Annotated in this window: 25 protein-coding genes, 1 tRNA gene and 1 pseudogene; 10 read left to right on the top strand and 17 right to left on the bottom strand. The window is 73.0% G+C overall.

The genetic code is table 11. The features are described from left to right. Positions 1–19 precede the first annotated feature (19 nt). Positions 20–1,285 carry a hypothetical protein gene (locus F603_RS0111165; protein WP_019546100.1) on the bottom strand — a complete coding sequence of 422 codons (1,266 nt, stop codon included), beginning with the start codon at positions 1,283–1,285 and terminating at the stop codon, positions 20–22. A 120-nt stretch (positions 1,286–1,405) separates the two neighbouring features. Then, positions 1,406–2,293 (bottom strand): DUF4097 family beta strand repeat-containing protein, encoded by an 888-nt coding sequence (locus tag F603_RS0111160; RefSeq protein WP_019546099.1) that lies wholly within the window; start codon positions 2,291–2,293, stop codon positions 1,406–1,408. A 184-nt stretch (positions 2,294–2,477) separates the two neighbouring features. Here F603_RS0111160 and F603_RS0111155 point away from each other — a divergent pair. Beyond that, positions 2,478–2,549 (top strand) — tRNA-Val (locus F603_RS0111155). A 278-nt stretch (positions 2,550–2,827) separates the two neighbouring features. On the opposite strand, the gene F603_RS0111150 is transcribed toward F603_RS0111155, so the two are convergent. The 3 genes from F603_RS0111150 to F603_RS0111140 all read right to left on the bottom strand — a co-directional run bounded on the left by F603_RS0111150 (position 2,828) and on the right by F603_RS0111140 (position 4,957). Continuing rightward, positions 2,828–3,310 carry a DinB family protein gene (locus F603_RS0111150; RefSeq protein WP_019546098.1) on the bottom strand — a complete coding sequence of 161 codons (483 nt, stop codon included), beginning with the start codon at positions 3,308–3,310 and terminating at the stop codon, positions 2,828–2,830. Positions 3,311–3,656: 346 nt separating this feature from the next. Continuing rightward, positions 3,657–4,160, bottom strand: a complete 504-nt coding sequence (locus tag F603_RS0111145; RefSeq protein ID WP_019546097.1) for a GNAT family N-acetyltransferase — start codon at positions 4,158–4,160, stop codon at positions 3,657–3,659. A gap of 158 nt (positions 4,161–4,318) precedes the next feature. Then, a complete protein-coding gene (locus F603_RS0111140) occupies positions 4,319–4,957 on the bottom strand; it encodes a DedA family protein (protein WP_019546096.1) in 639 nt (212 codons plus the stop codon). A 248-nt stretch (positions 4,958–5,205) separates the two neighbouring features. Here F603_RS0111140 and F603_RS0111135 point away from each other — a divergent pair, with 248 nt between their 5' ends. Further along, positions 5,206–5,793, top strand: coding sequence for a superoxide dismutase family protein (locus F603_RS0111135; protein ID WP_245600745.1), 588 nt, complete (start codon positions 5,206–5,208; stop codon positions 5,791–5,793). A gap of 56 nt (positions 5,794–5,849) precedes the next feature. Here the strand turns inward: F603_RS0111135 and F603_RS0111130 are convergent, their stop codons facing one another. Together F603_RS0111130 and F603_RS0111125 are read right to left on the bottom strand one after the other, a co-directional pair. Then, on the bottom strand, positions 5,850–6,131 hold the full coding sequence (locus F603_RS0111130) for a hypothetical protein (protein ID WP_019546094.1): 282 nt from the start codon (positions 6,129–6,131) through the stop codon (positions 5,850–5,852). Positions 6,132–6,135: 4 nt separating this feature from the next. Further along, complete coding sequence (locus tag F603_RS0111125) at positions 6,136–6,339, bottom strand: hypothetical protein (protein WP_019546093.1); 204 nt, start codon at positions 6,337–6,339, stop codon at positions 6,136–6,138. Positions 6,340–6,400: 61 nt separating this feature from the next. Here F603_RS0111125 and F603_RS35800 point away from each other — a divergent pair, with 61 nt between their 5' ends. Continuing rightward, on the top strand, positions 6,401–7,393 hold the full coding sequence (locus F603_RS35800) for a Scr1 family TA system antitoxin-like transcriptional regulator (RefSeq protein WP_019546092.1): 993 nt from the start codon (positions 6,401–6,403) through the stop codon (positions 7,391–7,393). Continuing rightward, a pseudogene (locus F603_RS36390) lies at positions 7,356–7,475 on the top strand (DUF397 domain-containing protein); the annotation flags it as partial. The gene F603_RS35800 and the pseudogene F603_RS36390, both read left to right, overlap by 38 nt. 48 nt (positions 7,476–7,523) lie before the next feature. On the opposite strand, the gene F603_RS0111115 reads toward F603_RS36390, so the two are convergent. Together F603_RS0111115 and F603_RS0111110 are read right to left on the bottom strand one after the other, a co-directional pair. Then, entirely contained in the window at positions 7,524–9,191 is a 1,668-nt protein-coding gene (locus tag F603_RS0111115) for an alkaline phosphatase D family protein (protein WP_019546091.1), read from the bottom strand. 145 nt (positions 9,192–9,336) lie between these two features. Further along, entirely contained in the window at positions 9,337–10,005 is a 669-nt protein-coding gene (locus F603_RS0111110) for an HNH endonuclease family protein (RefSeq protein WP_019546090.1), read from the bottom strand. Between the two features lie 497 nt (positions 10,006–10,502). On the opposite strand from F603_RS0111110, the gene F603_RS0111105 reads away from it, so the two are divergent. The 3 genes from F603_RS0111105 (at position 10,503) to F603_RS35790 (ending at position 13,162) form a co-directional block, all read left to right on the top strand. Further along, positions 10,503–11,087, top strand: coding sequence for a TMEM165/GDT1 family protein (locus F603_RS0111105; RefSeq protein ID WP_019546089.1), 585 nt, complete (start codon positions 10,503–10,505; stop codon positions 11,085–11,087). Between the two features lie 132 nt (positions 11,088–11,219). Then, positions 11,220–12,143 (top strand): peptidoglycan-binding domain-containing protein, encoded by a 924-nt coding sequence (locus F603_RS0111100; RefSeq protein ID WP_037955675.1) that lies wholly within the window; start codon positions 11,220–11,222, stop codon positions 12,141–12,143. A 140-nt stretch (positions 12,144–12,283) separates the two neighbouring features. Beyond that, positions 12,284–13,162, top strand: coding sequence for a hypothetical protein (locus F603_RS35790; RefSeq protein ID WP_245600744.1), 879 nt, complete (start codon positions 12,284–12,286; stop codon positions 13,160–13,162). A gap of 228 nt (positions 13,163–13,390) precedes the next feature. Here the strand turns inward: F603_RS35790 and F603_RS0111090 are convergent, their stop codons facing one another. Together F603_RS0111090 and alaS are read right to left on the bottom strand one after the other, a co-directional pair. Further along, positions 13,391–13,717, bottom strand: coding sequence for an antibiotic biosynthesis monooxygenase family protein (locus F603_RS0111090; protein WP_019546086.1), 327 nt, complete (start codon positions 13,715–13,717; stop codon positions 13,391–13,393). Positions 13,718–14,021: 304 nt separating this feature from the next. Then, positions 14,022–16,691, bottom strand: a complete 2,670-nt coding sequence (gene alaS, locus F603_RS0111085; protein ID WP_019546085.1) for an alanine--tRNA ligase — start codon at positions 16,689–16,691, stop codon at positions 14,022–14,024. Positions 16,692–17,094: 403 nt separating this feature from the next. Here alaS and F603_RS0111080 point away from each other — a divergent pair, with 403 nt between their 5' ends. From F603_RS0111080 to F603_RS0111070, 3 genes are all read left to right on the top strand, one after another. Then, positions 17,095–17,724: a helix-turn-helix domain-containing protein gene (locus F603_RS0111080; RefSeq protein ID WP_019546084.1), complete on the top strand. Its 630-nt coding sequence runs from the start codon at positions 17,095–17,097 to the stop codon at positions 17,722–17,724. Next, positions 17,711–17,875, top strand: coding sequence for a DUF6126 family protein (locus tag F603_RS35355; RefSeq protein WP_019546083.1), 165 nt, complete (start codon positions 17,711–17,713; stop codon positions 17,873–17,875). Before F603_RS0111080 ends, F603_RS35355 begins: the two co-directional genes overlap by 14 nt. 342 nt (positions 17,876–18,217) lie before the next feature. After that, complete coding sequence (locus tag F603_RS0111070; RefSeq protein ID WP_019546082.1) at positions 18,218–20,263, top strand: bifunctional glycosyltransferase 87/phosphatase PAP2 family protein; 2,046 nt, start codon at positions 18,218–18,220, stop codon at positions 20,261–20,263. Positions 20,264–20,302: 39 nt separating this feature from the next. On the opposite strand, the gene F603_RS0111065 is transcribed toward F603_RS0111070, so the two are convergent. The 6 genes from F603_RS0111065 to F603_RS0111040 are packed head-to-tail and all read right to left on the bottom strand — an operon-like array spanning position 20,303 to position 26,554. Beyond that, a complete protein-coding gene (locus tag F603_RS0111065) occupies positions 20,303–21,130 on the bottom strand; it encodes an ECF transporter S component (protein ID WP_019546081.1) in 828 nt (275 codons plus the stop codon). Next, complete coding sequence (locus F603_RS0111060; protein ID WP_019546080.1) at positions 21,127–22,740, bottom strand: ABC transporter ATP-binding protein; 1,614 nt, start codon at positions 22,738–22,740, stop codon at positions 21,127–21,129. The genes F603_RS0111065 and F603_RS0111060 overlap by 4 nt, the downstream gene beginning before the upstream one ends. Then, positions 22,737–23,234: a hypothetical protein gene (locus F603_RS0111055; protein ID WP_026328322.1), complete on the bottom strand. Its 498-nt coding sequence runs from the start codon at positions 23,232–23,234 to the stop codon at positions 22,737–22,739. Before F603_RS0111055 ends, F603_RS0111060 begins: the two co-directional genes overlap by 4 nt. Then, positions 23,231–24,619, bottom strand: coding sequence for a CbiQ family ECF transporter T component (locus F603_RS0111050; protein WP_019546079.1), 1,389 nt, complete (start codon positions 24,617–24,619; stop codon positions 23,231–23,233). Before F603_RS0111050 ends, F603_RS0111055 begins: the two co-directional genes overlap by 4 nt. A gap of 1 nt (position 24,620) precedes the next feature. Further along, positions 24,621–25,307, bottom strand: a complete 687-nt coding sequence (locus F603_RS0111045; RefSeq protein ID WP_019546078.1) for an SCO2322 family protein — start codon at positions 25,305–25,307, stop codon at positions 24,621–24,623. Further along, complete coding sequence (locus F603_RS0111040; protein ID WP_019546077.1) at positions 25,304–26,554, bottom strand: SCO2321 family membrane protein; 1,251 nt, start codon at positions 26,552–26,554, stop codon at positions 25,304–25,306. The genes F603_RS0111045 and F603_RS0111040 overlap by 4 nt, the downstream gene beginning before the upstream one ends. Positions 26,555–26,721 lie beyond the last annotated feature (167 nt).

Here is a 26,721-nt window from a genome sequence, read left to right as displayed (position 1 = left end):
CCGTCCGGCCGCTGAGGGGTCAGCGTCCGCCGCCGCGCTCCTGGCGGATGCGGTCGACCACGGACTGGACCGTCTCCTTGACGGCGTCGAGTTCGGTGAGGAGGCGCCAGTAGTCGGGGTGGCGCCCGGTCAACGAGGCGACCGCGCGGTCCACCCGTTCCACCGACTCGTCGAGCGGCTGGGCGTGCCTCGGGTCGGGGGTGCTGCGGCCCGCCATCGCCAGGCGCTGGGCGTCGCGGATGGCGAACCGGGTGCGGTCCACCTCCGAACTCTGGTCGTAGGAGACGTCGTTGAGCCGCTGGAGCCGCTCGCCGGCTGTCTTGACGGCCTCGTCCGTGTCGTTGAGCAGGCCCCGCACCTCGGCGAGAAGCGTGGCGGCGTCCTCCCACCGCTGCTCGTCCCGTGCCGTCGACGTGTCGCGGAGCTTCTGCTGGGCCTGCGCGACGGACTGGGCCGCGCGCTCCGGCACCTGCTGGAGGTCCTGCCAGCACGCGGCGCTGAACCGCCTGCGCAGCTCGCTGAGGACCGGATCGACCTGCTGCGCCCGCGTCTCCAGCGCTTGGGTACGGGTGCGGAGGGACGCGATCCGCTTGTCGATCTCGGCCGCGCGCTCCGGGAGGCGTCTCGCCTCCTGCGCGATCGTCTCGGCCTCGCGCACCATCTCGTCGGCCCGGTGCACCGTCGCCTGCACGCCGTGCTGGGCCGCACCCTCGTTGAGCTTCGTCAACTCGGGGGAGAGGGCGGCGAGCCGGGCCGCGAGGGCGTCGGCCTTCAGACCCGAACTCCGGGCCTCGTCCAGCGCGTTGGTGGCTCCCAGGAGTGCTTGCTTGGCCCGTTCCACCGCCGGTGCCATCCGGGCGAGCTGGCCCTCCGCCTTCTCGACGAGGGGCGCCAGGCTCCGCGCGAAGGTGTCCAACTCCGCCTTGACGCGCTCCAGGTCGTGCCGGGCGCGCTCCAGCTCGGCGCGCGCGTGGGCGGCGGCCGAGGCGTCGAGGTCGTCGCGGTCGAGTTCGTGCCTGTCGACGACGGTGATGTAGTCGTGGCTGGCGCGGTCGATGCGGGTGCCGAACTCGGCGAAGTCGGCGACGGCCTTGCGGCCCGCGGCGGAGTCGTCGACCGCGCCGATGGTCTCTATCGAGATGCGCAGATCACGCTGGGCGGTGTCGAGTTCGTAGAAGGCTGCTGCCGCGGCGTCCTGGGCAGCCTGCGCGTCGGCCCTGAGGTTCTCGGCACGCCCGCTGCCCCAGCCCCAGCGGCGGGTCCCGCCACCGTTCCTCGCCGTCACGTGTCCCTCTCCCGTGTGCCGCAGCCAGTGGATCGACCGTCATTCTCCCACCAGTGGCAACGAACACACGAGCCGGTACGTTCGCGGAAACCGCAAGCGATTCCGACCGCGCGGGCCGCATCACCGCAGGGGCTTGACGGTGATCCGGCCGTTGTCCGTCTCCGCCGACACCCGGTAAGGACTGGCACTGCGCTCCGGGACGGAGACGTCGACGCCGCCGTTGTCCGTCTTTGTGGAGACGTCGTACTCCGCGCCCCCGCCCGTCGGCAGCGCGATCGCGATGTTGCCGTTGTCGGTGCGGGCGTCGACCAGGCGAGGCTTGACCTTCAACGCGAGGTCCACGGTGCCGTTGTCGGCCCGCGCCCTGATCCGCTCGCTCTCGGTGTCCCGCACCTCGACCCGCCCGTTGTCCGTCTCCAGGCGCATCGCACCGTCCACCTTGCGGGCCTTGATGCTCCCGTTGGAGGTGCCGAGATCGACGGCGCCCTCCGTACCGTCGACATCCACCCTGCCGTTGTCCGTGCGCACCTTGACCGGGCCCGAAGCGCGCTCCACCTCGACCGCCCCGTTCCCCGTCTCGACGTCGAGCGCGCCGAGTTCGCGCGCGGTGACCTTCCCCGAGTCCCCGCGCACCTGCACCGAGGCGCCGTCGGGCACCGCGACGCGGTACCGCCCCTCGCACTTGACCATGAGCCCGGCGCACTTGGTGTGGAGGCGGATGTCCCCGTCCTTCGCCTGCGACCACGCGGTTTCGGCCTTCCCGGCCACCCGCGTCGCCTTGAACCAGCGCGTCACCTCCACGCCGTCCGCGTCGTCGGCAGCAGGCACCAGCTCCAGGCGGCTGCCCTCGACGTCGAGCGCAAGCGGGCGGTCCCCCGCCGGGGCACGGAACGTCCGCTTCTCGGGCTTCCCGTCCCCGACCGTGCCGACCGCGACCCCCGCCGCCACACCGCCGAGGGCGATCACCGCCATCACGCCGACCACTGCGATCCCGACCCCGTACCTCACTGCGCCTCCCAGCCCGTCCGGCAGATCGTCCGACCTACCGACCAAGAGCCTAGAAAGCCCCCGCCGGAGCGGCGATACCGCCGTCCCCCGACCTCGGGGTGGGGATACCCCCAGCACAAACGCGTTTGCGCCGTCGCGCCACCGGCAGGGTACGCTGACCCCCGTCGGGTGCGTGCCCGATGGAGGGCGCATAGCTCAGCGGTAGAGCGCCTGCCTTACAAGCAGGATGTCACTGGTTCGAATCCGGTTGTGCCCACCGAGTTTTGTAGCAGGTGAAAGCAGCAGAACGGTCCCCGTCGAGATCTTCGCCGGGGACCGTGTTGTGCTCCGAGCCTGCCAAGTGCCGACACGCTTGCGGCTTGGCACCGTTCAGCCGAGAGGCGCCCGGGCCGACCGACGCCGGCTCCGGCCACGCTGGATGCCACCGGGACTCGTCGGACGGCTTCTCACCGCCCTGAGCCCGGAAGTCGGCGGCGTTCCGACGGGCCGGGCGGTGGCGCACGGGGAGCCGGCCGACCGGCGTCGCCTCAACGATCAGTCGGAGGCGAGGAGTTGCTCGCGCAGGATGTCGGCGTGGCCGCAGTGGTGGGCCAGCTCGCGCAGGACTTGCAGGTACACCCAGCGCAGTGTGCGCGGCCCGGTCCAGTGGCCGGTCACGACGGTGTCCAGCGGCAGGTCGGCGACGATCGACCTGGCCGTCGCGCAGGCTTCCCGGTGGGCCGCCGTGACGGAGGCGATGGTGTCGTCGTCGGTGAGGCCGAAGGATTCGTCCGCGCTCTCGACGACGTCGAGCTCCCGGCGCGGGGTGCCGCCGACGCACTCCTCGAACCACATCCGCTGCATCCACGTGACGTGCTTGAGCAGTCCGAGCAACGTCGTCTGCGAAGCGACGAGCCGGCGGCGGACCTGCTCCTCGGCGAGGCCGTCGAGGGTTGCCTCGACGGCGTTCCGGTACTCCTCGACGAACGCGTCGAGCTGAGTGCGCTCGTCGTCCAACGGCACGTCGAACGAGCCCATCGGAGACCCCCTCATGCGGTAGGCGAAGGCACATCAGCTCCTGCGAGCGTCGGCCCGGGTACCGACGATCCTAAGCTCAGTTAAAACTGCGGACAGGCACCTGCGGTCGCGCTCTGGCGACCAAGCCGAGCGTCGTCGTCGTCGGGCGTCTGCGTGCGCCTGCTCGGGGAACGGGACTTGAGCACGTATCCGACGGAGAACCATGGGAGCTCCCGGCGCTCACGTCCCACTCGGAGTCCGCCGTGCGCGGCGCTCCGGAAGCCGTTGCCGAAGTTTTCCGCGGCGTCGAGGTGCCGCAGGTGGCAGCTCCGGGGAGTGGGAAGCCGACCTAGCTGTGAACGGGCGACTACGCCCCGCCGACCCGGCGAAGAAGGCACACCCGGTCCTGCCCCGGTCCGTCGTAGTCGGTGTGGATCGGGAGGCCGTCCAGGTCGCGGTCGCCCGGTTCGGGGGTGAAGCCCAGGGCGCGGTGGAAGGCGAGCGAGCCCGTGTTGGCGGGGGAGGTGACGGCGCGGACCTCGCTGCGGCCCGAGGCGGCGGCGTGGTGGAGGAACGTGGAGTAGAGGTCGCGGGCGAGGCCCTGGCCGCGGAGTTTCGGGTCGACGCCGACGAAGTGGATGTACGCCTGCGTCTCGTCGTCGGGTGGGTGGAAGCCGACTAGGAAAGCCCTGATTCCGGTGGCGTCCTCCTGGACGAGGCTGGTGCGGGAGAAGAACTGGAGGAAGAGCTTCGGGAGCAGCAAAGAGAGCTCGCGTGCCTCGGCGGGGGTGCGTGAGTCGCCCCACCAGGTCTGCACGCACGTGACGAGCGCGGGATGGTCGGCGGGGCGCGCTTGGCGCAGGTCCGGCATGGCTTCCCCTCGGGTGGATCGACGGGCGGTCGCCGACCGATCATCCCGCACCCGGCGACGCTGCGGGGCGCCGTCGCAACATGACGGAGCGCTCACGACCGACGAACGCGAAGGTGGGCAACGCCAGTTCGGGGGGCGGTCCGCACCGTCCCGCCGTCTCAGCGAGTCGCGGCCGGCTCCGCCGGGCGCTCGGCCCGCTGGAGTTGGTGGGGGAGGAGCGGGGCGTAGGCGGCCGGCGCGGGACGGCGCTTTATGACGTACGCGGCGAGCGCGCCCGCGGCGAAGAGGGCCGCGACGGAGACGGCGGTGCCGAACCAGGAGGCGCCGAGCCACTGCGCGCCGAGGTAGCCGAGCCCGACGCTGTACGCGGCCCACGCGAACGCGGCCACCACGGACCACGGCACGAACTGGCGCGCGTCCCGGTGCACGGCCCCGGCCGCGAGGCTCACGACGGACCGCCCGGCAGGCGCGAACCGCGCCAGCACGACGAGACCCCCGCCGCCGCGCGCGAGCGCGTGCCCGAGCCGCTCGTGGGCGACGGTGAGGCGCCGGGAGCGGGCGATGGCGCCCTCGAAGCGGGCGCCTCCGCGCCAGGCGAGCCGGTAGGCGACGAGGTCGCCGACGATCGAGGCCGCAGCGGCGCAGAGCACCAGCAGCAGCATCTCGGGGACCATCGCCGTCAGCGGGTTGTCGCCCGCTGCGTGGAGGGAGCCTGCGGCGTCCGCGGCTCTGGTCCCGGCGACGGCGGTGGCCGCGGTGATGACGAGCACACCGCTCGGCAGCAGCGGCACGAACACGTCGAGTAGTACCGATGCTGCGACAACTGCGTAGATCCATGGGGAGGTGGTCAGGGACCCCAGGATTTCCAGCACTGTGCGTTCCCCGTTTCTCCCCTGCCCGACTCTCGTTCCACAGGCGTCTACCGCCGTACAGCCTACGCCCGCATACCCCCGGCGGAGCCGCCTGGCCCGCGTGGTGCCCCTCTCACCCTCGGTGCGTGGTTATGGATCTACGGACGGATCACAGCGAACAGGTGGAGGAACGGATGAGAGTAGCAGTACAGGCGGCCTCACTGGCCCTGGTGGGCGCCGTCGCCGCGAGCGTTCCCGCGGCGGCTCAGGGGGCCGACGGCTTCTCCCGCACATCCCACAAGGGGACGTTCGGGCCGGTCAAGGGCGGCCACGTACCGCGAGCGGTCACCTACGACGAGCGGCTGGTGCCGAAGGGCGCACGGATCAAGGTCGTCGACGAGGGGGCGGACGGGGCGACGCGGATCTCGCTCCGCGTCGCGGGCGTGGCCAGGGGCCACCACTTCGGGGCGCACGTGCACACCAAGCCGTGCGGCCCGAAGCCGGACGACTCGGGGCCGCACTACCAGAACGTCCGCGACCCGCATCAGCCGTCGACCGACCCGAAGTACGCCAACCCGCGCAACGAGGTGTGGCTCGACTTCACTTCGGGGCTGCTCGGGCACGGGGAGTCGTCGGCGGTGCAGCGGTGGAAGTTCCGCGCGGGGCAGGCCCGTTCGCTCGTACTCCACGAGCACGGCACCGAGACGGGCCCCGGCCACGCCGGGCAGGCCGGTGACCGGGTCGCCTGCTTCTCCGTCCCGTTCGGTGAGTCCCGGCGCTGAGCCGCGCGGCACGTCGCCCGTCGTCCTCTTCGCGAGGGCGGCGGGCGACGTGCGTGTCAGGCGGGGAGGTAGATCTTGGACTTGCAGACGGTGCAGTACGTGCCGTCCTCGCGCTTCTCCAGCCGGGGGTGGGCGCACTCGCTGTGGAGCACCACCAAGTCGTCGGGCCGGAAGCGGAGTTCGACGCCGCCCTCGGGCGGGCGGACGAACGCCGTTGCGCGGGGGTGGCGTTGGTCGGGCTTGGCGGCCGGGTCCACGAAGGACAGGACGTCCGTGAGGATTCCGGTGTAGCCGCTGCGGGTGTCCATGACGAGGGCTCCGACGGGGAGTTGCGGCACGGTGTCACGCTCCCCTCAGTGCGGAGGCGAGCGCCCGCGCGGTCTCGGCGGTGCACCGGCCGAGCGCGATCAGCGGCGGCTCCTCGCCCTGCGCGGCGAGGGTCACGGGGTCGATACCGAGGGACGGCAGCGTCAGCCCGGCTTCGGTCAGGGCCGTGCGCAGTTCGTTCACCGCTTCGTTCGGTTGTGCCGTGCGGGGAGTCGGCATGGTGTTGCTCCTTTCACGCTGTGTGGTGAAGAGAACACGGTGCGGCTTAGGATGTGCCGGGGTGAGCGCCGCCTTTCACGGGTGGGGGCTCTGTCAGACCGAGTTCGGGCAGGTTGCCGTGGTGCGAGTCGTGCAGACGAAGACGAAAGTGAACCCGCCTTCGTGGCAAAGAACTTTCGGTCAGGACGTGCAGCGGATGCGCGAAGCGCGGGGTGTGTCACAGGAGGGCCTGGCTCGGGCCGTCGGCTACAGCCGTACGTATGTGAGCAAGGTCGAATCCGGCACGATCATGCCTTCGACGCGGTTCGCCGAAGGCTGCGACAAGGTGTTCAACACGGGGGGTCTATTCGCGACGCAGTTGTTGCGGATCACGGAAGGGCAGCACGTGTCGTGGTTTGCGCCGTACGTGGATACGGAGCGGGAGGCTTCTGCCGTCCACGACTATTCGATTGCTTTCATCATGGGCATGTTGCAGACGACCGAATACGCGCGGGCCGTTTTCGAGCGTGGTCCCTTGCTCCTCTCTGCCGAGGAGATCGAAGCCCGAGTCGCCAAGCGGGTACAGCGTCGGGAGATCTTGCAGCGCGAGGAACCAGCGAGGGTTTGGGTGGTCCTTCACGAAGCCTGCCTGCGTGCCAGGATCGGCTCGCCGTGGACGATGGTCGAACAACTTGACCACATCAGGGCGGAGTTGAAGCGGCATCCGACGCTGACGGTGCAAGTACTGCCGTACGAATCCGCGGCCGGAGCCACGAACATTCCGTTCACCGTGTTCGAGAACTTCGAGAGTCCGCCCGTGGTGTACGTAGAGGGACCTCAGGGGGCACGCCCCTACGGAGCGGACGCAGTGGTCAGCAACGCCTGGCAATCCCTGGAAAGCCTGCGGGCCTGTGCGTTGGGCCCCCATGATTCTGATCTGTACATCGGCACAGTGAGGGATGAGCATGCACGACAGGCAGTGGGTCAAGTCCAGCTACAGCGCCCAGACAGGCGAGTGCGTCGAGTGGGCCCCGGCTCTCGCGTCCGCGGGAGGCGTCCCCGTTCGGGACAGTAAGGACGTCGGACGAGGCGAACTCCGCTTCTCCCCCGCAACCTGGTCCGCGTTCGTCGCGGCAACTCGGCGCCCCGCCAAGTGACGGAAGCCCAGGCGTAGTTGAGCCCCGCCGCTCGGCGGGGCTCTTCGTCTACGCGAGCGCCATGCCGTGGACGCGCTCCAGCCGCGCGGCGGGCGCGTGGTGCGGGTCCGCCGGGCTCTCGGTGTCCGGCAGGGGGCGGGCCTGTTCCAGGGCGAGGTCCGCCTTGCGGCCGCGGAAGTCCAGCGTCATCAACTGGTTGCCGAACCAGGGGCCGCCGGTGCGGTCCCAGTCGAGCGAAGGGCGCTGCACCTTGGCGTGGCGGGAGAGCGCGCGGCCGAGCCAGCGTCCCGGTGCGCTCCAGCCGATGCGGAAGCCGAGGCGCATGAAGCCGGGGACGCCGTTGTGCATCGGTGAGCAAGTGAGCTGCGTGACGCGGGAGTTGAGGGGGCGCGGGAAGCGGGGCTCGGCGGTGTAGGCGTGGTGGACGTCGCCGGAGAGGACGCTGATCGTCGCGGGCGCGTCGGGGGAGGCCGCGGTCTCCTCGATGAGCGCGGCGAGGGCGCGGAAGGAGGCGGGGAAGGCCGCCCAGTGCTCCAAGTCGGCGGCCCGGCGCAGACGTTCGCCGCGGGCCGCCCACCGCTCGCCGCGTGCGCCGGCGCAGAGCGCCGAGTTCCACTCCTCGACGGCGTGGATCGCGGGCGGCAGCAGCCACGGGAGGGAGGAGCCGATGAGGAGGTGGTCGTACGCGCCGGGCCCGCCGTCGCGTACCTGCTCGGCGAGCCACTCCCACTCCTCGTCGTCGAGCATGGCGCGCTGCTGTTCGGCGAGTACGCGTCCGGCGCGGCTGTCGACCATGAGGAGTCGGACGCGCCCGAAGTCGCGGCGGTAGCTCCAGCGGACGGCGGCCGGGTCCGCGTCGGCCCGCTCGGCGAACTCCCGCAGCGCCGCCGTGCCGTCGTCGCTCCCGCGGACGGCCGCGTAGACGGGGTCCTCGGCGAGTGCGGCGGGGGAGAGGTTGCCGAGGTGCTGGTAGACCCAGTAGGAGGTGAGGCCGCCGACGATGCGCTCGTGCCACCACGGTGTCGCGCGGATCTCCTCCTGCCATGCGGCGCTGGTGTTCCAGTCGTCGATGACGTCGTGGTCGTCGAAGACCATCAGGCTGGGGACGGTCGAGAGGAGCCAGCGGACCTCGGGGTCGCCCCAGGACTCGTCGTAGAGCGCGGTGTACTCGCCGTAGTCGGCGACCTGGGCCCAGGGCGGTGCGGAGAGGTCGCGGTCCTCGGCGAGGCGGGAGCGGACCCGGTCCGAGGTCTCGTCGGCGTAGACCTGGTCGCCGAGGAGCAGGAGGAGGTCGGGCCGCTCGGCGCCCTCGGCGGCCTGCTGCGCGAGCGCGTCGAGCGCGTCGGGGCCCAGCGGGTCGTGCCGGCTGTGCGCGGGGCGGGTCGCCCAGCGGCAGGAGCCGAAGGCGACCCGGAGTCCGTCGGCGTCCTCCGGGGGCGTGCGTATCGTGCTGGCGGGGAACGGCGAGGCGGGGAGCGGCCAGACCTGCTCGCCGTCGAGGTGGACGCGGTAGGGGGTCTCGGTGCCGGGCTCGAGGCCGACGACGGTGACGAGCGCGTAGTGGTGCCCCGAGATCTGCCAGGTGGCGGCGGAGCCGCCGGCCGTCGACCCCTCGCACTCCACTTCCGCGGTGCAGGGGGCGTCCGTCTCGATCCACACCGTTGCGGTGTCCTCGTTGACGTAGCGCAGTACGGGACCCAGTCGCAACCCGGTCATCGACCCTCCTCTTCGGCGCACCGCCGATCCGCAGCTCAGCCCGCACCGTACGGAAACGGTGCGGGGGTAGGCCAGTTGGCCACTGCACGCGGAACGGCCCGTGCCCTCCCCGGACGCGTCCGGGGAGGGCACGGGAGGAGCGGGGTCAGCAGGTGCCGAGGGCTTCGGTGAGGGCGGTCTTCTCCGCGGAGTCGACGGTGAGCGAGTAGGTGTCCTTGACCCAGACCCAGATGCGGGCGTACTCGCAGTGGTAGCCGTCGGACGGGGGCAGCCAGTCAGCGGGGTCGCTGTCGCCCTTGGAGCGGTTGGTGCTCGCGGTGACGGCGAGGAGTTGGGCCGTGTCGAGGTCGTTGGCGAAGGACTCGCGCCTGTCCTGGGTCCAGTCGGAGGCGCCCGAGCGCCAGGCCTCGGCGAGCGGGACGACGTGGTCGATGTCGAGGTCCGACGGGTCGCTGACGGACTCGTCGTCGTAGACGCTGTCCCAGGAACCGCTCGTGGGGTAGCAGTCGTTGCCGGTCTCGACGTCCGTGCCGTCGCGCTTGAGGACGGCCTCGCGGGTGTTGCAGTTGTCGCCCTGGTCGATCCAGTGCGGGAACTTGTCGCGGTCGTAGCCGTCCGAGGAGCCCTCGGCCTCCTCGGTGAGTCCGGCGAGCATCGTCTCGGCCTCGCCGGCGCTCGGCGGCGCAGGCGGTTCGGCCTGGGCGGTGGAGGTGCCGAGGGTGCCGACGAGGAGGCCGGCGAGGAGCGCCCCGGCTCCGGCGGTCGCGGCGAGCTTGCCGCGACGCGCGTAGATCTTGCGACGGGTGGAACGCATGCGAACTCCCTTGCTGTGGGGGGACGTTGGACGCGGCGGCCGCCCGCATCCGAGCACAGCCTGGCGTCGTGTCCACGTCATAGCAAGAGGTTGCCCGGTGTTCGGACGGTCGCCACCCCGTGACGCGTCGCTCCTTCGGGTGGTCGGGCGGGTGCGAACGCGCTCTCGGGCCGCGGGTGTTCGAGCGCCGGAAGTGGTGTCGGTCACACGCGGGCGGGCTGCGGAGTCCGTGGCCAGCCGCGCGGCTCGTCGCGTAGGGTCGGGGGTGCAGCAGCAGAAGGGGAGTAGCTCTTCGCCGGCTCGTCGACACACTGGCCCGCCCCGGCGGGCCCGGCGCCCGGAGCGCGGCGGCATCCGTGCCGCCCGCGCCAGCGAGACCTTCGGCCGCAGCGTCCGTATGCGTACCGTGCCCACCGCGCGGTGCCGTCCGACGCTGCCGTGCCGGAGCGTCCTCAGCGTCGGTGCGGCAGCCTGAGCCCCGTCAAGGAGCCTCCACCGTGCTCAGCCTCACCGTCATCGCCGTGGTCTTCGGCGTCGTCTTCCTCGCCGAACTCCCCGACAAGACCGCGCTCGCCGGCGTGATGCTCGGCGCCCGCTACCGCGCGTCGTACGTCTTCGCCGGTGTAGCGGCCGCCTTCGTCCTCCATGTCGTCCTCGCCGTCGCGGCGGGCTCCGTGCTCACCCTGCTTCCGCACCGGCTCGTGCAGGGGTTCGTCGGCGTGCTCTTCCTCGTCGGCGCGGCCGTCCTCCTCTTCAAGAAGGACGACGACGAGGACGACGAGGTCAAGACGCCGGCCGACCAGTCGTTCTGGAAGGTGGCGGGGAGCGGCTTCGGCCTGATCATGGTCGCCGAGTTCGGGGACCTCACCCAGATCATGACCGCCAACCTCGCGGCGCGGTACGACGATCCGCTCTCCGTCGGCCTCGGTGCCGTGCTGGCGCTCTGGGCGGTCGCCGGGATCGGCATCCTCGGCGGGCGGACGCTGATGCGGTTCGTTCCGCTGAGGCTGGTGACGCGGGTCGCCGCGGCACTGATGGTGGCGCTCGCCGGGTTCAGCCTCTACGAGGCGATCGCCGGCTGAGGCGCGCGCCCAACTGCCCCGAACGGCAGTCCGCTTGACCGCCACCAGTCCGCACCGCGTAAGGTCCCGCTCTGGACGGTTGCCGGTGATTCGGGCGAGGAACGCGTGGCGCCCGCAGGGGAGGGGATCTCGATGGCGGCGCAGAGCGGCTGCCCCGGATGCGGGGCGGAACCGTCGCCCGAGGGCGCTCCGGCCTGCGCCTGCACGACGGAGCAGAGCCCGGGGGACGAGCAACTCCGGATACTCCCCTACGTCGCCCTCCCGGGCCCCCTCCCCGACGAGGTCCCCGGCTCCGCCCCCGACCTCTCCCCGTTCGCCAAGGCGTCGAGGGGTACGGGCGCGACGGCCCAACCGCCCGTCGCCGGCGAGCCCGCAGGGGGCGCGGCGGCGGGGAGCCACCGCAAGCCGCGACGCGTGCGCCGTCGCGGCGCGACCGCGCTCGCCGCCACGGGCGTCGCCGCAGCTCTCGGCGCCGGCCTCCTCACCTCGCAGCTCCTCTCGGGCGGCGGCGACAGCGGTGACGACCGCAGCCTCAGCACCGACGACCGCCCCGTACCCGCCGACCCGACGGGCGGTCCCACCGACTCGGCGAAGGAGCCCGCGAAGAAGTCGGGGGAGCGGAAGGACGCAGCCGCGTCCGCACCGTCGAGCAGCCAACCCACCCGGCACAACGCCGAGTTGGAGACGGAACAGCGCACCAGGCCAAAGGCCGCCGAGCCCGCGGAACGCAAGGCACCGGCCACCTCCAGCCCGCCCCGGCGCACGGCCCAGCCGGAGCGCGCGGAGCAGCGGGAGCCGCGGGAGCGCTGGGACGAGTGGCGCCGCAATCAGGGGCGCGGCGGGCTCAGCGTCGGTGACACGGGACCCGAGGTCGTCGACCTCCAGCGCCGGCTGAAGCAGGTCGGCAAGCTCGACGCCGACGCGCCGGAGGACGGCACCTACTCGACCCAGGTGCAGGAGGCCGTCCTCCGGTACCAGGTGGAGAACCGCATCGAGGGCGACCGCTGGGGCGACTACGGCCCGGCGACCAAGAGGTCCCTCGAATCCCGGACTTGACGCCCGCGGTGCCCGGGGTTCCCGCACGGAAATAGGCGTTCGGGACCGGGGCCCGCGTTCGCGGCGTAAAGTCTCTTCGGGCCGTTCCCGGTGGGACGCACGGGACGCGCGACGCACCGGCGGTCCGGGGAGGGGTCGTCGTGGCGGAGCAGGGGAGTTGCCCCGAGTGCGGGGCGCGGCCTTCGGCCGAGAGCGGGCAGCGGTGCGGCTGTGCCGGACACGGCGCGCCAGGAGCGCCCGAGGACGAGCGGCTCCATGTGCGCCCGTACGTCGACCCGTCGGAGCCGGAGGACCCGATCCCCGGGGTGAGCGCTCTCGACCGCCCCGTGCAGGAGTTACCCGAGCCGGCGGCGCTCCCGGCGCGCTCCGGGGGCGGGGAGGCGGACCAACTTCCGCCGCGTCGGGCGGAGTTACCTGGCGAGAGCGGCGCACGCCCGCCGTGGTACCGACGTCCGGCCGCGGTGGTGTCGGGGGTGGGCGCCGCCGCTGTCCTCTGCGCCGTCGTCGTCACGGGGGCGCTGCTCTCCGAGGTGCCGGACGGCGACGAGCGCGGCACGGCGGCGCACCTTCCCCGGCAGCGCGACTTCACCGAACCGTCGGCCGCACCGAGCGGTGCCGCGCCCTCGCCCTCGTCGGAGAACCGGGGCCCCGTGCCCAGGAGCGAGGTGCGCGTGGAGTCGGCGACGCAGCCCCCGCCCCCGCTGCCGACGCGCACGACGCACCCGGCGCCGCCGCCCGCCTCCTCGCCCCCGGCTCGCGAGGGGGTGCTCCGCCTCGGCGATTCGGGGGCCGACGTACGGGAGTTGGTGCTCCGGCTCCGGGCAGCGTCGATGCTCACGCCCGGCTATCCGGAGACCGAGACCTTCACGCCCGAGGTGCAGGCCGGGGTCGTCCGCTTCCAGCACGAACGCGATGTCCGCGGCGACGTGCAGGGCGAGTACGGTGAGCCGACGCGCACCGCGCTGGAAGCGGAGACGCCGCAGGTCGGTCCCTCTCCGGCCGACGCAGCGGCGGAGTGACGGGCGGGGCCGCCGAGCACCGCTCCACCGTGCGGAGTCGGCCGGGTGCGCGGGGTCGGTGTGGCCAAGGGCGCCCGCTCTTTGTATCGTGGAGGAACAAAGTGGCTCCGTCCGTACTCCGCGCCTGACAGCGGGGTGTCCCTGACCGGCGGACGGGGCCATCTTTGCAGGGTCGCCGACCACTCTCCGCGAACTACCGTGCACCCGGAGTGGATTGCGGCCTCCGCGTCACTCGCTCTTCGGCGCCGCCTGCTGCACCACCTCGAACGACCACAGCTCGGAGCCCGAGGCCGCCGTACGGCGCTCGCCGCCCTCCCCGTCGCCCTGGTGGGCCGCCTTCATCGAGCCCTCCATCCAGGCGCGGAACGACTCCTCGTCCCGCCACCGCGTGTAAACGAGGTACTGGTCGGTACCCTCCAGCGGCCGCAGCAGCTCGAACCACTCGAAACCGTCCGAGTTCTCCACCATGCCGGCCCGGGACCCGAACCTCTCCTCCAGCAGCGCGCGCTGCTCCTCGGGGACGGTGAGGGCGTTGATCTTCACGATGCTGGGCACTTGACACCTCTGACTCGACGAACGCCTGACCGGCGTCACTGATTTCGACGTCTGACGAGATCGACGGCACAGCAGCGGTCTCGTGGCTGATCCTGCGCCTTCGCTCTCTCGCTTTCCGGCAGGTTACGGGGGGCTCGAACCGACCCGGAGCACCGGGCGGGTGTCGGACAACCGTTGGAGAGGCAGTCGTAGGTCGTGAGGCGGCAGGTCGGGGAGGAGTGCCGCTTCCCGAGGTGTCCACGCTGATGTGTGGCTTCACTTCGAGGTGACGGCCGGGCGCGTCGGCCCGACCGTCTTTCCCCGGTCATGTGTCGGCCAGGAGGGCGGCGGCATCCTGGGCGGCGATGTCGAGGGCCTCGTGGAGGTAGCCGGGTCGGCGTCCTCCGGCGCTGGCGAGGGCGCCCGTGCCGCCGCCTCCGCCGCCGACCGCTCGGGCCGCGCGGGTGAGGACGGGTGCAGCGGCGCGGCCGTCGTCGACGAGGCTGTGCGAGATGGCGGCGGTGAGTTGGGCCTTGCCGTTGTGCTCGGTGCCGAGGACGGCGACGACCGGATCGAGACCGACTCCCCGGACCGCTTCCGTTGCCATCGTTCGCAGTTCGGCCGGGGTGACGCCGGTGATCTTCTCCGCGATGACCCGGCCGCCGGGGACCTCGCGGCTTCGGGTCGCCAGGTCGGCCGCCTTGCGGGTCACCTCCCGGGCTCGCTGGTGGGCCAGTTCGTTCTCGGCCTCGGCGAGCGCGGCCAGGCGCGTGCGGAGGATTTCCGGGGCGTTGGCGGGGGGTGTGCCGAGCAGGTGGGCGAGTTCACTCAGCAGTTGCCGTTCGGTGTCGGCGTGTGAGAGGGCGCTGTGCCCGGTGAGGGCTTCGATGCGGCGCATGTTGGAGCCGATCGAGGACTCGCTGAGCAGGCGGAAGGCGCCGACTTGGGAGCTGTGGGCGACGTGGGTGCCGCCGCACAGTTCACGGGAGAAGTCGCCGATATCGACGATGCGCACTTCTTCGCCGTACTTCTCGCCGAACAGCGCGATGGCTCCGGCGGCTTCGGCCTCGTCCCGGGACGCGTACCAGGCGTGCACGGCCGGGTCGTCGAGGACGTGCTGGTTGACGGCGGTCTCGATGGCCGTGAGTTGGTCGGGGCCGAGGGCGGTGAAGTGGGCGAAGTCGAAACGGAGTCGGTCGTTCTCGACGAGCGAGCCTTGTTGGCGGGCGTGGGCGCCGAGGGTGTGCATGACGACGGCATGGAGGATGTGGGTGGCTGAATGTGCGCGCCTCAGCCCCGAGCGGCGTGCGGCGTCGACGGCGGCGTGGCCGCTGTTGCCGGTGCGGAGTTCGCCGTCCAGGACACGGGCGGTGTGGACGCGGAAGCCGTCGGGAGCGTGCCCCAGTCCGTAGCGGGTGTCGGTGATACGGAGGGTGGCACCGTCCGCGGTGGTGAACGTGCCGGTGTCGCCGACCTGTCCGCCGGCCTCGGCGTAGAACGGCGTTCGGTCCAGGACGAGTTCGACCTCGTCTCCCTCGCCGGCCGCGGGGACGATGACGCCGTCTGCGATGAGGCCCTGGACGGTGGCTTCCGCCTCCAAATGTTCGTAGCCGAGGAATGCGGCGGGCGGCAGGTGGCCGGCCAGTTCGCGGTAGGTCTCCATTTGCCGCAGGGCTTGCGCGGTTTTGGCCTTTCCGCCACTGCGGGCGCGCTTGCGCTGCTGGTCGAGCAGATCGGCGAACCGGTCCTCGTCCACGGTCAGTCCCGCTTCGCGGGCCGTCTCGACGGTCAGCTCCACGGGGAAGCCGTAGGTGTCGGCCAGCTCGAAGGCGGTCTCGCCGGGCAGCGCGGCCGAGCCGCTGTTACGGGTGCGGCTGATCGCGGCGTCCAGCAGACGGGTGCCCTGGGCGAGGGTGCGGGTGAAGGACTCTTCCTCGGCGTTGGCGACCTGGCTGATCAGCTCGGCGTGGGAGGTGAGTTCGGGCCATACGGTGCCGAGGTTGGTGAGGACGGAGGCGGTGGTCCGGTCCAGCACCGGGCCGTCGATGCCGAGCCGGCGTGCGTGGCGGACGGCGCGGCGCATCAGGCGGCGCAGGACGTATCCGCGGCCGTCCTTGGCGGGCAGGACGCCGTCGGCGATGAGGAAGGCGACGGTGCGGGCGTGCTCGGCCACCACCTGGAAGGAGACCTTCTCCTCGCCCTGGCTGGGCATTTCGCGTCCGGCCAGTTCCTGGACGGTCTCCAGGGTGGGCAGCAGCAGGTCGGTGGTGCACGTGTTCTCGGCGCCCTGGAGGATCGCGGCGAGCCGGTCCAGACCGAGGCCGGTGTCGATGCTCTTGTTCGCCAGTTCGCCGAGGATCGGATAGCCCGCCTTGGCGGGGCCCTCGCCGCGCTGGTTCTGCATGAAGACCAGGTTCCATAGCTCGACGTAGCGTTCGCCGTCGACAGCGGGGCCGCCTTCCTTGCCGAAGGCGGGGCCGCGGTCGTAGTTGAGCTCGGAGGCGGGACCGCAGGGGCCGGGGACGCCCATGGACCAGTAGTTGTCCGCCATGCCGAGCCGCTGGATGCGGCTCGCGGGGACGCCGATGCGGCGCCACAGGTGCTCGGCTTCGTCATCGTCCTCGTAGACGGTGATCCACAGCCTGTCCTTCTCCAGGCCGTAGCCCTCGGTGGCCAGTTCCCAGGCGAAGGCGATGGCGTCTTCCTTGAAGTAGTCGCCGAAGGAGAAGTTGCCCATCATCTCGAAGAACGTCGCGTGCCGGTTGGTGCGGCCCACGTTCTCGATGTCGGAGATGCGTGCGCACTTCTGGATGCTGGTGGCGCGCGGGTAGGGCGCAACGGTCTCGCCGAGGAAGTAGGGCTTGAACTGGTTCATCCCCGCGTTCGCCAGCAGCAGCGTCGGGTCGTCCGGCACCAGCGGGCTGGACGGCACGAGGTGGTGGCCGCGGGAGGTGAAGAAGTCGGTGAACGTCTTGCGGATCTGCGTGGAATGCATGGAAGGAGAGCCCTGTCGGGTGAGTCACGGAAGGTGGGGAAGAGCACACGCCGAGCCGGGCCGAGAACAGGGACTGAGAAGGCTCTCAGTTCTCCGGCTCGACGCGGATAGCTCGCGTCCCCACGGTGAAGACCATGACTCCAGATCCATCGATCACATCGGTGCCGCAGCAGATCCGTACCGCGCTCTGCTGCACCATCGACTGTACCGGCTCACCCGGCATGATCGCTTGGCGTGGCGAGGCATGGTGCGGTCCTCCGACGGCCGGCGTGGGCAGTCGGGCCGGGGTCGATGAGGGCCGCGCTGTCGAGGACACCGACGGCTCCGGCAGTGGGGACGGAAGCCGTTTTGCCTCTCAGGCAAGAGATTTGCCTCCGCGGCGAAAGTCTGGCCCAATCGTTCCATGACCTCCCAGGACCACGGGCCCCAACTGCCCGCCGTGGCGCCGCGCCTGCGCGAGCTGCGCGGTCGCAGCGGGCTCACCCTGGAGGCCGCTGCGCAGCGTGCCGAGTTGTCGCCCGCCCATCTGTCGCGGCTGGAGACGGGGCATCGGCAGCCGTCGCTTCCCGTGCTGCTGGTCCTCGCCCGCGTCTACGGTACGACCGTGTCCCACCTGCTCGGTGAGGCCCCCGCGGCGCCCGGCTCCGTGGTGCGCGCCTCCGAGATGGAGGCGGTCGAGGCCGGCGGGTGGACGTACCGCCAGGCAGGGAGCCCGGATCGGGCGATGCAGGCGCTCCGTGTGCATGTGCCGCGGGGCGCTCAGCGGGATCTCGTGCGGGTCCATCCCGGCGAGGAGTGGCTCCACGTACTGGAGGGGCGGCTGCGGCTCAACCTGGGCGACAGCGAGGACGTCCTGGAGCCCGGCGACTCCGCCCACTTCGACTCGCTCACGCCCCACCGGCTCTCGTCGGACTCGTCGGGCGGAACCGACCTGCTCTTCGTGCACACCCTGCTCCAGAGCGACGCGGGTGCGCTGTGCCTCGGCGGAGGTCAGCCCTCTCCCGAGAGGAAAGGACCCCATGCCGGACGATGACCCCAGGCCCGAGGAGGAGTCGGGCGACCCACAGCGCGACGTCCGCACCCCGTTCGGACTGAAGCTGCGCCTGTTCGCCTACCTGGTGGCCGGGCACCTCTTCGCGGGCTTCCTCTACCTGCTCTTCTACCTGGGCGGCACCAACGAGTAGGCCGTGCCGGACGGCGCCCGAACTGCGGTACGGCGCCTGTTGTTGCTCGGGCCGCTGCCACGTCGGTGAGCTCCCTCGCCCCCTGCGGCTGTCGGGGCCGCGGTCCGCCCCCTGGTCTCCGCGGCGCTCTCCGCCGCCGTCCCGTACGATCAACCGCCTTGGCGTACCCGGCCCCTCGGCCGGGGAGAGCCTCTGGGGGGGGCTGCGCGGACGGTCGGGTACTGCCCGGCGGGGCGGGTCAGGCACCGAGTAGGTTTCTGGCGTCCGATCCTTCGGGGCTGTTGAGCCCGGGTCCGTATCGGTCGGACCGTGACGGCGGAGACAGGACGGAGACGACGGGGCGTGGCAGCGGAGACGGCGACGGACCGGGAGGGTTCGAGGCGGGGGCGGATCGGCTCCCGTGGCCAGGCGGTGCTCGCCGGGCTGTGGCTGCTCGCGGCGCTGCTCTCGGCCCGGCAGCTCGCCGCGGTGCTGCGGCTGCCGCAGGAGGACCGGCTCACCGACCTCTTCGCCTGGATCGACAACGGGGCGCTCACCGCCTCCAGTTCGCTCTACGCGGGCGAGGCGCCCTTCACCGGGACGCCGTTCGCCGGGCTGGTGCTCAGGCCGCTGTCCAGGGCCGCCGAACAGGGGCTCGGCATCGCATGGACGGTCGGCACGATGGCGCTCGTCGCGGCGCTCGGTGTCGTCGCAGCGCGTGCGCTGCCGGGGCCGCTGCCGCGTCGGACGGCGCACTTCGCCGTGCCGCTGGCGCTGATCCTCCTCGCGGTCTCGGTGCCCGTGCGCAACACCTTCCACCTCGGGCAGACGAGCGTGCTGCCCGTACTGCTGGCGCTCGTCGGCTGGTTGCTCCAGAGCAGGGGAGAGGCGGGCGCCGTGCGCGGGCTCGGCGGCGTACTGCTCGGCCTCGCCGCCGCGCTCCAGCCGGCCGTCCTCCTCTTCGTGCCGGTGCTGTGGCTCACCGAGCGCCGGCGGGCTGCGCTCTGCGCGGCCGGCACCTTCCTCGGCGGTACGGCGCTCGCCTGGGCCGTGCTGCCCTCGGCCTCCTGGACGTACTGGGTGCGGCACCTCGCGGGCACCGGGCTCGGCGACCCGGCCGACGCCACCGCCAACCAGTCGCTCCACGGGGCGCTGCTGCGCGCCGGGTTGAGCGGCCCCGTGGAGGTCGTGCTCTTCGCCTGCCTCGCGCTCGCCGTCGCCGTCCTCGCCGTGCGCCGGGCCGTGCGGTACGCGCGGGACGGGCAGCCGCTGCTCGCGGCGGCGCTCGTCGGCTGCGCCGCCGTCGCCGTCTCGCCGACGGCCTGGCAGCACCAGCAGCTCTGGGTGCTCCTCGCGGTCGCGGGGCGGGTGGGCAGGCGTACGGGGGACCGGTTGGTGTGGCCGATCCTCGTGGTGCTGGTGATGTCGCTCGACGGGGGCGTGCTGATGCCGGGGACGCCCGGGCTGCACCTGCTCGGCGAGAACCTGCCGCTCCTCGCCGCGGTGGCGGCCGCCTGCGCGGTGCCGTTCCTCTCGCGCCGGTCGGAGCACTGGGCGCGCCCCGAGCCGTCGGGCCCGCTGAGCCGCCCCAACGTGATGCTCGAACTCCTGCTGATCCGGGTCGGCTACTGGGCCTACTCCTACGTGCGCTCCCTCGCGCCCGACGAGCGCTCCACCGCGGAGCACCACGGCGAGCAGATACTCGGGCTGGAGTCGCTGCTGCGGATCGACGTCGAGCACTGGCTCAACCTCCTCACGGCGCGCACCGGTTGGCTGGAGGCGTTCTGCAACTTCTACTACTCGACGTTCCACTTCGTCGTCCCCATCGCACTCCTCGCCTGGCTCTACCTGCGCCGCCCCGCCGGCTACCGGACGTCGCGCACCGCGCTCTGCATCGCCACGCTCCTCGGGCTCGTCGGCTTCTGGCTCTACCCGCTCGCGCCGCCCCGCCTGATGCCGGGCCTCGGGTACATCGACACGGCGCACGGTCCTCAGGACCTCTCCGACCCGGACTTCGGCGCGCTCACCCAACTCTCCAACCAGTACGCGGCGATGCCCTCGCTCCACGTCGGCTGGTCGCTGTGGTGCGCCGTCGTCGTCTGGCGCGCCGCGCCGTGGCTGTGGCTGAGGCTGCTGGGGGCGCTCTACCCGACGGTGACGCTCTTCGTCGTCATGGCGACGGCCAACCACTACCTCCTCGACGCGGTCGGCGGTGCCGTCGTGATCGCCGCCGGCTTCCTCGTCGCCCTGCGCGTGGTGCCGGCGCTGAAACGGCGGTGGGGCGGCTCGGCGGCGGATGAGTCGGACGCGCCGGGTCCGACCGACGTCGAGCGATCCGGGCCGCCGGGGGAACCCGCGCGCCTGCCGGACGAGCGCGAGGCCGTCCGGGAAACGGCCGACCGGTCCTGAACCCGCGCGCCCCGCACAGCGATCGGTGTGATCGGTGTCCTACGGCTCCGGCGGCCGGAAGGCGGCGGGCGCGTCGAAGGCGGCCCTGCGGGTGGCCCTGCGCAGCGCGCGGAGCACGGTGCTGCCGAGCGTGAGGGTGAGGACGACCGTCAGCAGGGCGCGGGGCACGTCCCAGCCGAGCGAGGTGGCGAGGACGTACGCGAGGTAGCGGGCGAGGTTCTCGTGGAGCGGGTCGCCCGGCACGAAGGAGAGGCCCGAGCCGAGCCCCGCGATGTACGGCCAGCCCTGGAGGTTCATCACCAAGCCGTAGGCGAGCGCGGCGAGGGCGCCGTATGCGGCGAGGAGCAGCAGTTCGCGACGGCCGCGGAGGGAGGCGTGGCCGGGAAGCAGGCCGGCGCCCATCGATACCCAGCCCATGGTGAGCATCTGGAACGGCATCCACGGCCCCACCCCGCCCGTCAGCAGGGCGCCGGCGAACATCGAGAGCGCCCCGAGCACGAAGCCGAACCCGGGCCCCAGCACGCGCCCGGCGAGGACCATGAGGAAGAACATCGGCTCAAGTCCCGCCGTGCCGGCCCCGAGCGGCCGCAGCGCGGCGCCGGCCGCGGCGAGGACGCCGAGCATGGCGACGGCCTTCGCGTCGAGCCCGGTGTCCGCGATCGTCGCGACGACGACGGCGAGGAGCAGCGGGAGGAGCCCAGCGAAGAGCCAGGGCGCGTCCCCCGAATGTGCCAGCCCCGACGCGGAGTCGGCGAGGAGCGGCCAGCCGAAGGCGGCCACGCCGGCGGCCGAGGTGAGCCCCAGCGCGGCGAGGGATCTGGGCCCGAGCCGCACGGCACCGCGGAGCGCAGGCGCGCGGGCGCTCACGGCGCGTCCGCCAACGCGGTGCGCACCTGCGGGACCGTGAGCCACGGTTGGGGCGCGAGCACCTTCGCCACCTGGGGCGCGAACGACGGCGAGGAGGTGACCACTTCCGCGGTCGCACCGTCGGCGACGATCTCGCCCTGCGCGACGATCACGACGCGGTGCGCCACCTCGGCGGCGAGCTCGACGTCGTGCGTGGCGAGGACGAGCGCGTGGCCCTCGGCGGTGAGTTCGCGCAGCACCGCCACGAGGCATGCCTTGGCGGCGTAGTCGAGGCCGCGGGTCGGCTCGTCGAGGAGGAGCAGCGGCGGGCGCGCGGTGAGGACGACGGCGAGGGCGAGGGCGAGGCGCTGTCCCTCGGAGAGGTCGCGCGGGTGCGTCCCGTCGGGCACCTCGGGGAGGAGCCGGGTGACGAGGGCGCGGCAACTGCCGGGCGCGGCACCGGCGTCGGCGTCGGCCGCCGTGCACTCGGCGGCGACGGTGTCGGCGCAGAGGAGGTCGCGCGGCTCCTGCGGCACGAGGCCGACGCGGCGCAGCAGCTTCGCCGGCGGGGTGCGGTGCGGCGCCTCGCCGCCGACCGACACCGTGCCGCGGGTCGGCGCGTGCAGCCCGACGAGGGTGCCGAGGAGCGAGGACTTCCCCGCGCCGTTGCGTCCCATCAGCGCTACTGCCTCGCCGCGGCGGACGGTGAAGTCGAGCCGGTGGAGGGCCTCCACGCTGCCGTACCGCAGCGAGGCGCCCTCCATCGCGCCCGCCGTTTCCCGGGCTTGGGGCACGTCCGCCTCGCGGGGCGCTCGGACGGCGAGACGCTCGCGGAGCGGCCCCGCGGCGCGGCGGGCGTCGCGGACGGAGAGCGGCAGCGGCGTCCAGCCGGCGAGCGCGCCGAGTTCGACGACGGGCGGGCGCACGGGCGAGTCGGCCATCGCCTCGGCGGGTTCGGCGAGGCGCGCCTGACGGCCGCGCCCCGGGAGCAGCAGCACCCGGTCCGCGTACTGCACGACGCGCTCCAAACGGTGCTCGGCGAGGAGGACGGTGGTGCCCAGGTCGTGTACGAGACGCTGGAGGACGGCGAGGACCTCTTCGGCCGCGCCGGGGTCGAGGGCCGACGTCGGCTCGTCCAGGACGAGGAGCCGCGGATGCGGCGTGAGGACGGAGCCGATCGCGACGCGCTGCCGCTGCCCGCCGGAGAGGGTCGCGATCGGCCGGTCCCGCAGCTCGTTGAGGCCGAGCAGGTCGAGGGTCTCCTCGACGCGGCGGCGCATCGTGCCGGGCGGCAGCCCCAACGACTCCATGCCGTAGGCGAGTTCGTCCTCGACGGTGTCGGTGACGAAGTGCGCGAGCGGGTCCTGGCCGACGCTGCCGACGACATCGGCGAGCTCCCGCGGCCTGTGCGTGCGCGTGTCCCGCCCGGCCACGGTGACGCGTCCGGTGAGCGTGCCGCCCGTGAAGTGCGGAACGAGCCCGGAGACGGTACCGAGCAGCGTCGACTTGCCGACCCCCGACGGGCCGACGAGCAGGCAGAGTTCGCCCTCGGGGACGGTGAGGTCGACGCCGTGGAGGGCGGGCTCGGCGTTGCCCTCGTAGGTGACGGAGAGCTGCTCGAAGCGGATCACTGGAGGGGGTCCTCGGGATGCGGGTGGGGTGCTGGGGAACGGCCGGAGGCAGGGAAGCGGGCGCCGTTGAGCGTTGTGCGCGGTGTCTCGGTCGCGGGGGCGTTCGCCTGGCGTCCGTCGACGCCGTGGGGAGTGTCCTCGCGGAGGATGGGGAGCTGCTTGAAGCGGGTCACCGGCAGGGGGTGCGGTGCCGGTGAGTGGGGCGTCGTCGGGAGTGCGGTCGGCGGTTGCGGCGGTGTCTCGGTGGCGTCGCCCGACGGGCGTTCGCCGGTGCCGTGGGCGGGTTCGCTGCTGCCCGCGCGGGAGACGGTGAGCTGCTTGGAGCGGGTCACTGGCGGGGTCCTCCGGGCGCGGGCTGTGTGCGGGAATCCGGGTGCCGCCGGCCGTCGTGTGCGCGCCTTGGCGCCGGTTGCGGGGGCGCTCGTCGGGCGCGTGTGTGCGCGGTGGAGGGTGCTGCCCTCATGGGTGAGGGTGAGCTGCTCGACGCGGATCACCGGCGGGGCTCCTTACCGTGCTGCGCGGGGTGCGATCCGGGGAGGTCGTGCCCGGGGAGCTCGCCGCTGTCGCCCGCCGTGCGCGGCGCCTCGGTGCCGGTGGCGAGGTGCGGGTGTGCCTCGACGCCGCCCGGCTGCCCGGCAGTTGCCCACAGCGTGGGCCGGAGCCGCGCCGTTTGCCGCGGTACGGGTGCGGGCGGTTCCGGGGCCGCAGGGGTGCGCGGCTGCGCGGGGGCGACGAACGCGGGGAGCAGCCCGAGGAGGACGGCAGCCGCGGGCCACAGGGGCAGCGGCGGCGCGGTCAGCGGGACGGCGGGCGGGTGGAGCGCGTCGGGGTGCGCCGAGCCGACGTAGACCATGAGCGCGGCCACTGCGATGCCGGAGGCCGAGACCGACCAGGCGCGCGGGCCCCAGCGTTCGGGGCGGTACCGGGTGCGCACCGTGCGCCGGCCGCCGAGCCGGAGCCCAGCCAGCGCCATCGCCACGCCGGCGAGGAGCAGCGGCGTCCCGAAGGCGGCTCCCTCGGCGGCGAGCAGCGCGTACGTGCCGATGCAGACGCCGAGCAGCCCGCCGAGCGTCAGCAGCGCGGTGGTGCGCCGGAGTGCGGGGCCGACGTCCGCGGTGCGCCCGTAACCCCGCGCGTCCATCGCCGCCGCGAGCCCGACGGAGCGCTCCAACGCGCCCTCCAGCACCGGGAGTCCGACGCTGAGGACGGCGCGTACGCCCCTGTCGCGGCGCCCGCGGAGCCGCCGGGTGGTGCGCAGTCGGCGCACGTCCGCGATGAGGTTGGGCGCGAAGGTCATGGCGACGACGACGGCGACGCCCGCTTCGTAGAGCGCGCCCGGCAGGGACTTCAGGAGCCGGGCCGGGTTGGCGAGGGCGTTGGCGGCGCCGACGCAGATGAGCAGCGTCGCCAGCTTCAGCGCGTCGTAGAGCGCGAAGAGGAGCCCCTCCGCGGTGACCCTGCCGCCGAGGCGCACGCCCTGCGCCCAGTCGGGCAGCGGCACTTCGGGGAGGATGACGAGGACGTGGGTGCCGGGGATGGGCGAGCCGAGGAAGAAGGCGAAGACCATCCGGACACCGAGGACGAGCAGGGCGAGCTTGAGGAAGGCACCGTAGGAGCGCGCCCAGGGTGCGTCGCTGCGGCGGGCCGCGACGACGTACCCGGCGACGGCGACGAGCAGCGCGAGCAGCAGCGGGTTGGTGGTCCGCGAGGCCGCGGTGGCGAGGCCGAGCGCCCAGAGCCACCAGGCGCCCGGGTGGAGAGAGGTGGTGCGGTTGGCCGTCGGTGCCCGCATCCGGGCGCGTACGCCGCGGTCCGTGCCGGGGCGCTCGGCGGCTGCCGAACGCCCCGGTGTGCGCGGGAGTTCAGGGTGGTGCGCCACGTCAGCTCCGGCGCCGCCTGGTCTGCCAGGCGGCGGCACCGCCGAGAATCACCACGGCCGCGGCGCCCGCGGCGATCCCGGCGCCCGGGGAGAGGCCGCCGTCGTCCTCCTTGCCGGCCGAGTCCGTCGAGTCCGTCGAGTCCGCCGAGTCCGAGTCCGCGGCGCCGCCCTTGCCGCCGCCGTCGCCCGAGACCTGCTCGCCGCAGCCCTTCGCCGGGTACCCCTCGACGGCGCAGAGCATCGAATCCGAGCTGTACCGCAGGGGTTCGGCGACGGCGGCGAGCGCTTCGGCGGCCGAGGCGTCCTCGGGAACCTGCGCGCACTCGGTCCTCGGCTTCGGCGGGCGCTCCCCCGCGGGCGCGTCGGTGCCGTTCCCGAAGTCGAGGGCGAGCGCGACGCGTTTGCCGTCCTTCTTCGACGTATCGCCGCAGACCTTCGCGAACTCGGTGCGCGGGCGCGGCGAGGCGGCGTCACCCGAGTCCTCGCTGACGGCGAACCGGAAGCCGATCACCGCGCCGTCGTCCGGCTTCGCCGTCGCGGGGCCCTGGGACGCGTAGGACCAGCCGCTGCTCTCCGCCTCCCAGAACGACCAGTACCGGTAGCTGTCGGCGGCCTGCGCCGGGGCGCCGCCTGCCAGCACGGCGGCGGAGGCGACCGCCGCCGTCAGGAGCCCCGCGCGCGCCCTCACTTCTTCCTCCGCGTCGAGAGCACGAGGCCGATCGCCCCGCCGACGGCGAGCCCGACGAGCACCAGCGACCACGTCCACACGGTGCTGTTGCCGTCGTCTTCCTCGTCCTCGGCGGCGGGGGAGGGCGCCGGGCCCGTCGCGTTGAGGCGGTCGAGCGTCGCGGTGCCGAGCTTCGCCGGGTCGCCGCCCGCGGAACGGGAGGCGAGGAGGGCGGTGCCGATGGCGGCCGGGTCGGTCGTCGACTTCTTCCACTCCTTGAGGTTCTTGCGGAGCCAGCCGAGGGGCTGCTGCGCCGCCTCGCCGTGGCCGCCCGCGGCGAGGGCGAGCGCCGCGTCGGCGGTGCCGGTGTAGTCGGGCTGGTCGTCCTGGCCGGGGAGGGAGGACTTCAGGTAGCCGCCGTTGCGCTGCAACTCCGCGACGAGCCAGGCGGCTCCGGCCTCCGCGCGCTGCTGCGCGGTGTGGCCGCCGCCTTCCGCGCAGTCGAGCGCCTCGGGTTCGGCGCCCTCGGCCGTGGGCTCGACGAGCATGCCCTTGCCGTACGCGCCGAGCACGGCGGCCGTGGTCGCCGCCGTGTTGGGGGTGAGCGCGCCCTTCTTCTCCGGCTGGTAGGCGAAGGCGCCGCGCTCCTTCTGCGGTGCGTCGCAGCCGAGTTGGAGGGAGGCGAGCGCGTCCTGCGGCGCCTCGTCACCCTTGCGGACGGAGGCCGGCTTCGCACCCGCGGCGCGGAGCGCGCCGACGACGAGCGCCGTCGAGTTGGCGTCGGTCGGGCTGCCGGCTTCGTAGCCCCAGCCTCCGTCGTCGTTCTGCTCGGACCTGAGCCATTCGACGGCGCGGTCGACGCCGGCGCGCTGCCCGCCGACGGCGGCGAGCGCCTGTACGGCGAGCGAGGTCGCGTTGGTGTCGCCCGGCGTCTCCTTCGGGTCGCAGGACTCGTCGGGGTGCGGCCGGTAGGAGGTGAAGTAGCCGTCGTCGCACTGCTGGTCCGCGAGGAACGTGACGGCTTTCGACGCCGGCTCGGCGCCGGCGCCGTGCTGTGCGAGGAGTGCGAGCGACTGCCGCCAGACGCCGTCGTAGGTGGGGTCCCCCGCGCCGTAGAGCGCCGCGGGCGCCTTGGGCTTCGAGTCCTCGGCGGACGCCGCGGGCGCGAGTGCACCAAGGCCGAGGGCCGCGACGGCGACCGCGGCCGTGCGCCGTGCCCAACGGCGGCGCCTACAGGGCAGAGCCGACTCCGAGAACCCCAAGACCATGGCGAGCGCTGCCTTTCCGTTGCGACGGGACCTGACCGCAGCCGTGCACGGTCGTACCGCCGCGCGGGGCGCGCTGCTCCGCGGGGCCGTCTACCGGGCTCGGCTCCGTATACCTCGACGGTGCCGGTGCCCGCGCTCCCTGCCGGCGGGCACCCGAGCCAGTGGTC

Source organism: Streptomyces sulphureus DSM 40104 (assembly GCF_000381025.1).
Classification (GTDB): Bacteria; Actinomycetota; Actinomycetes; order Streptomycetales; family Streptomycetaceae; genus Streptomyces; species Streptomyces sulphureus.
Note: the sequence above shows the minus strand (reverse complement) of the source record. Positions and strands in the feature narration are given on the sequence as shown.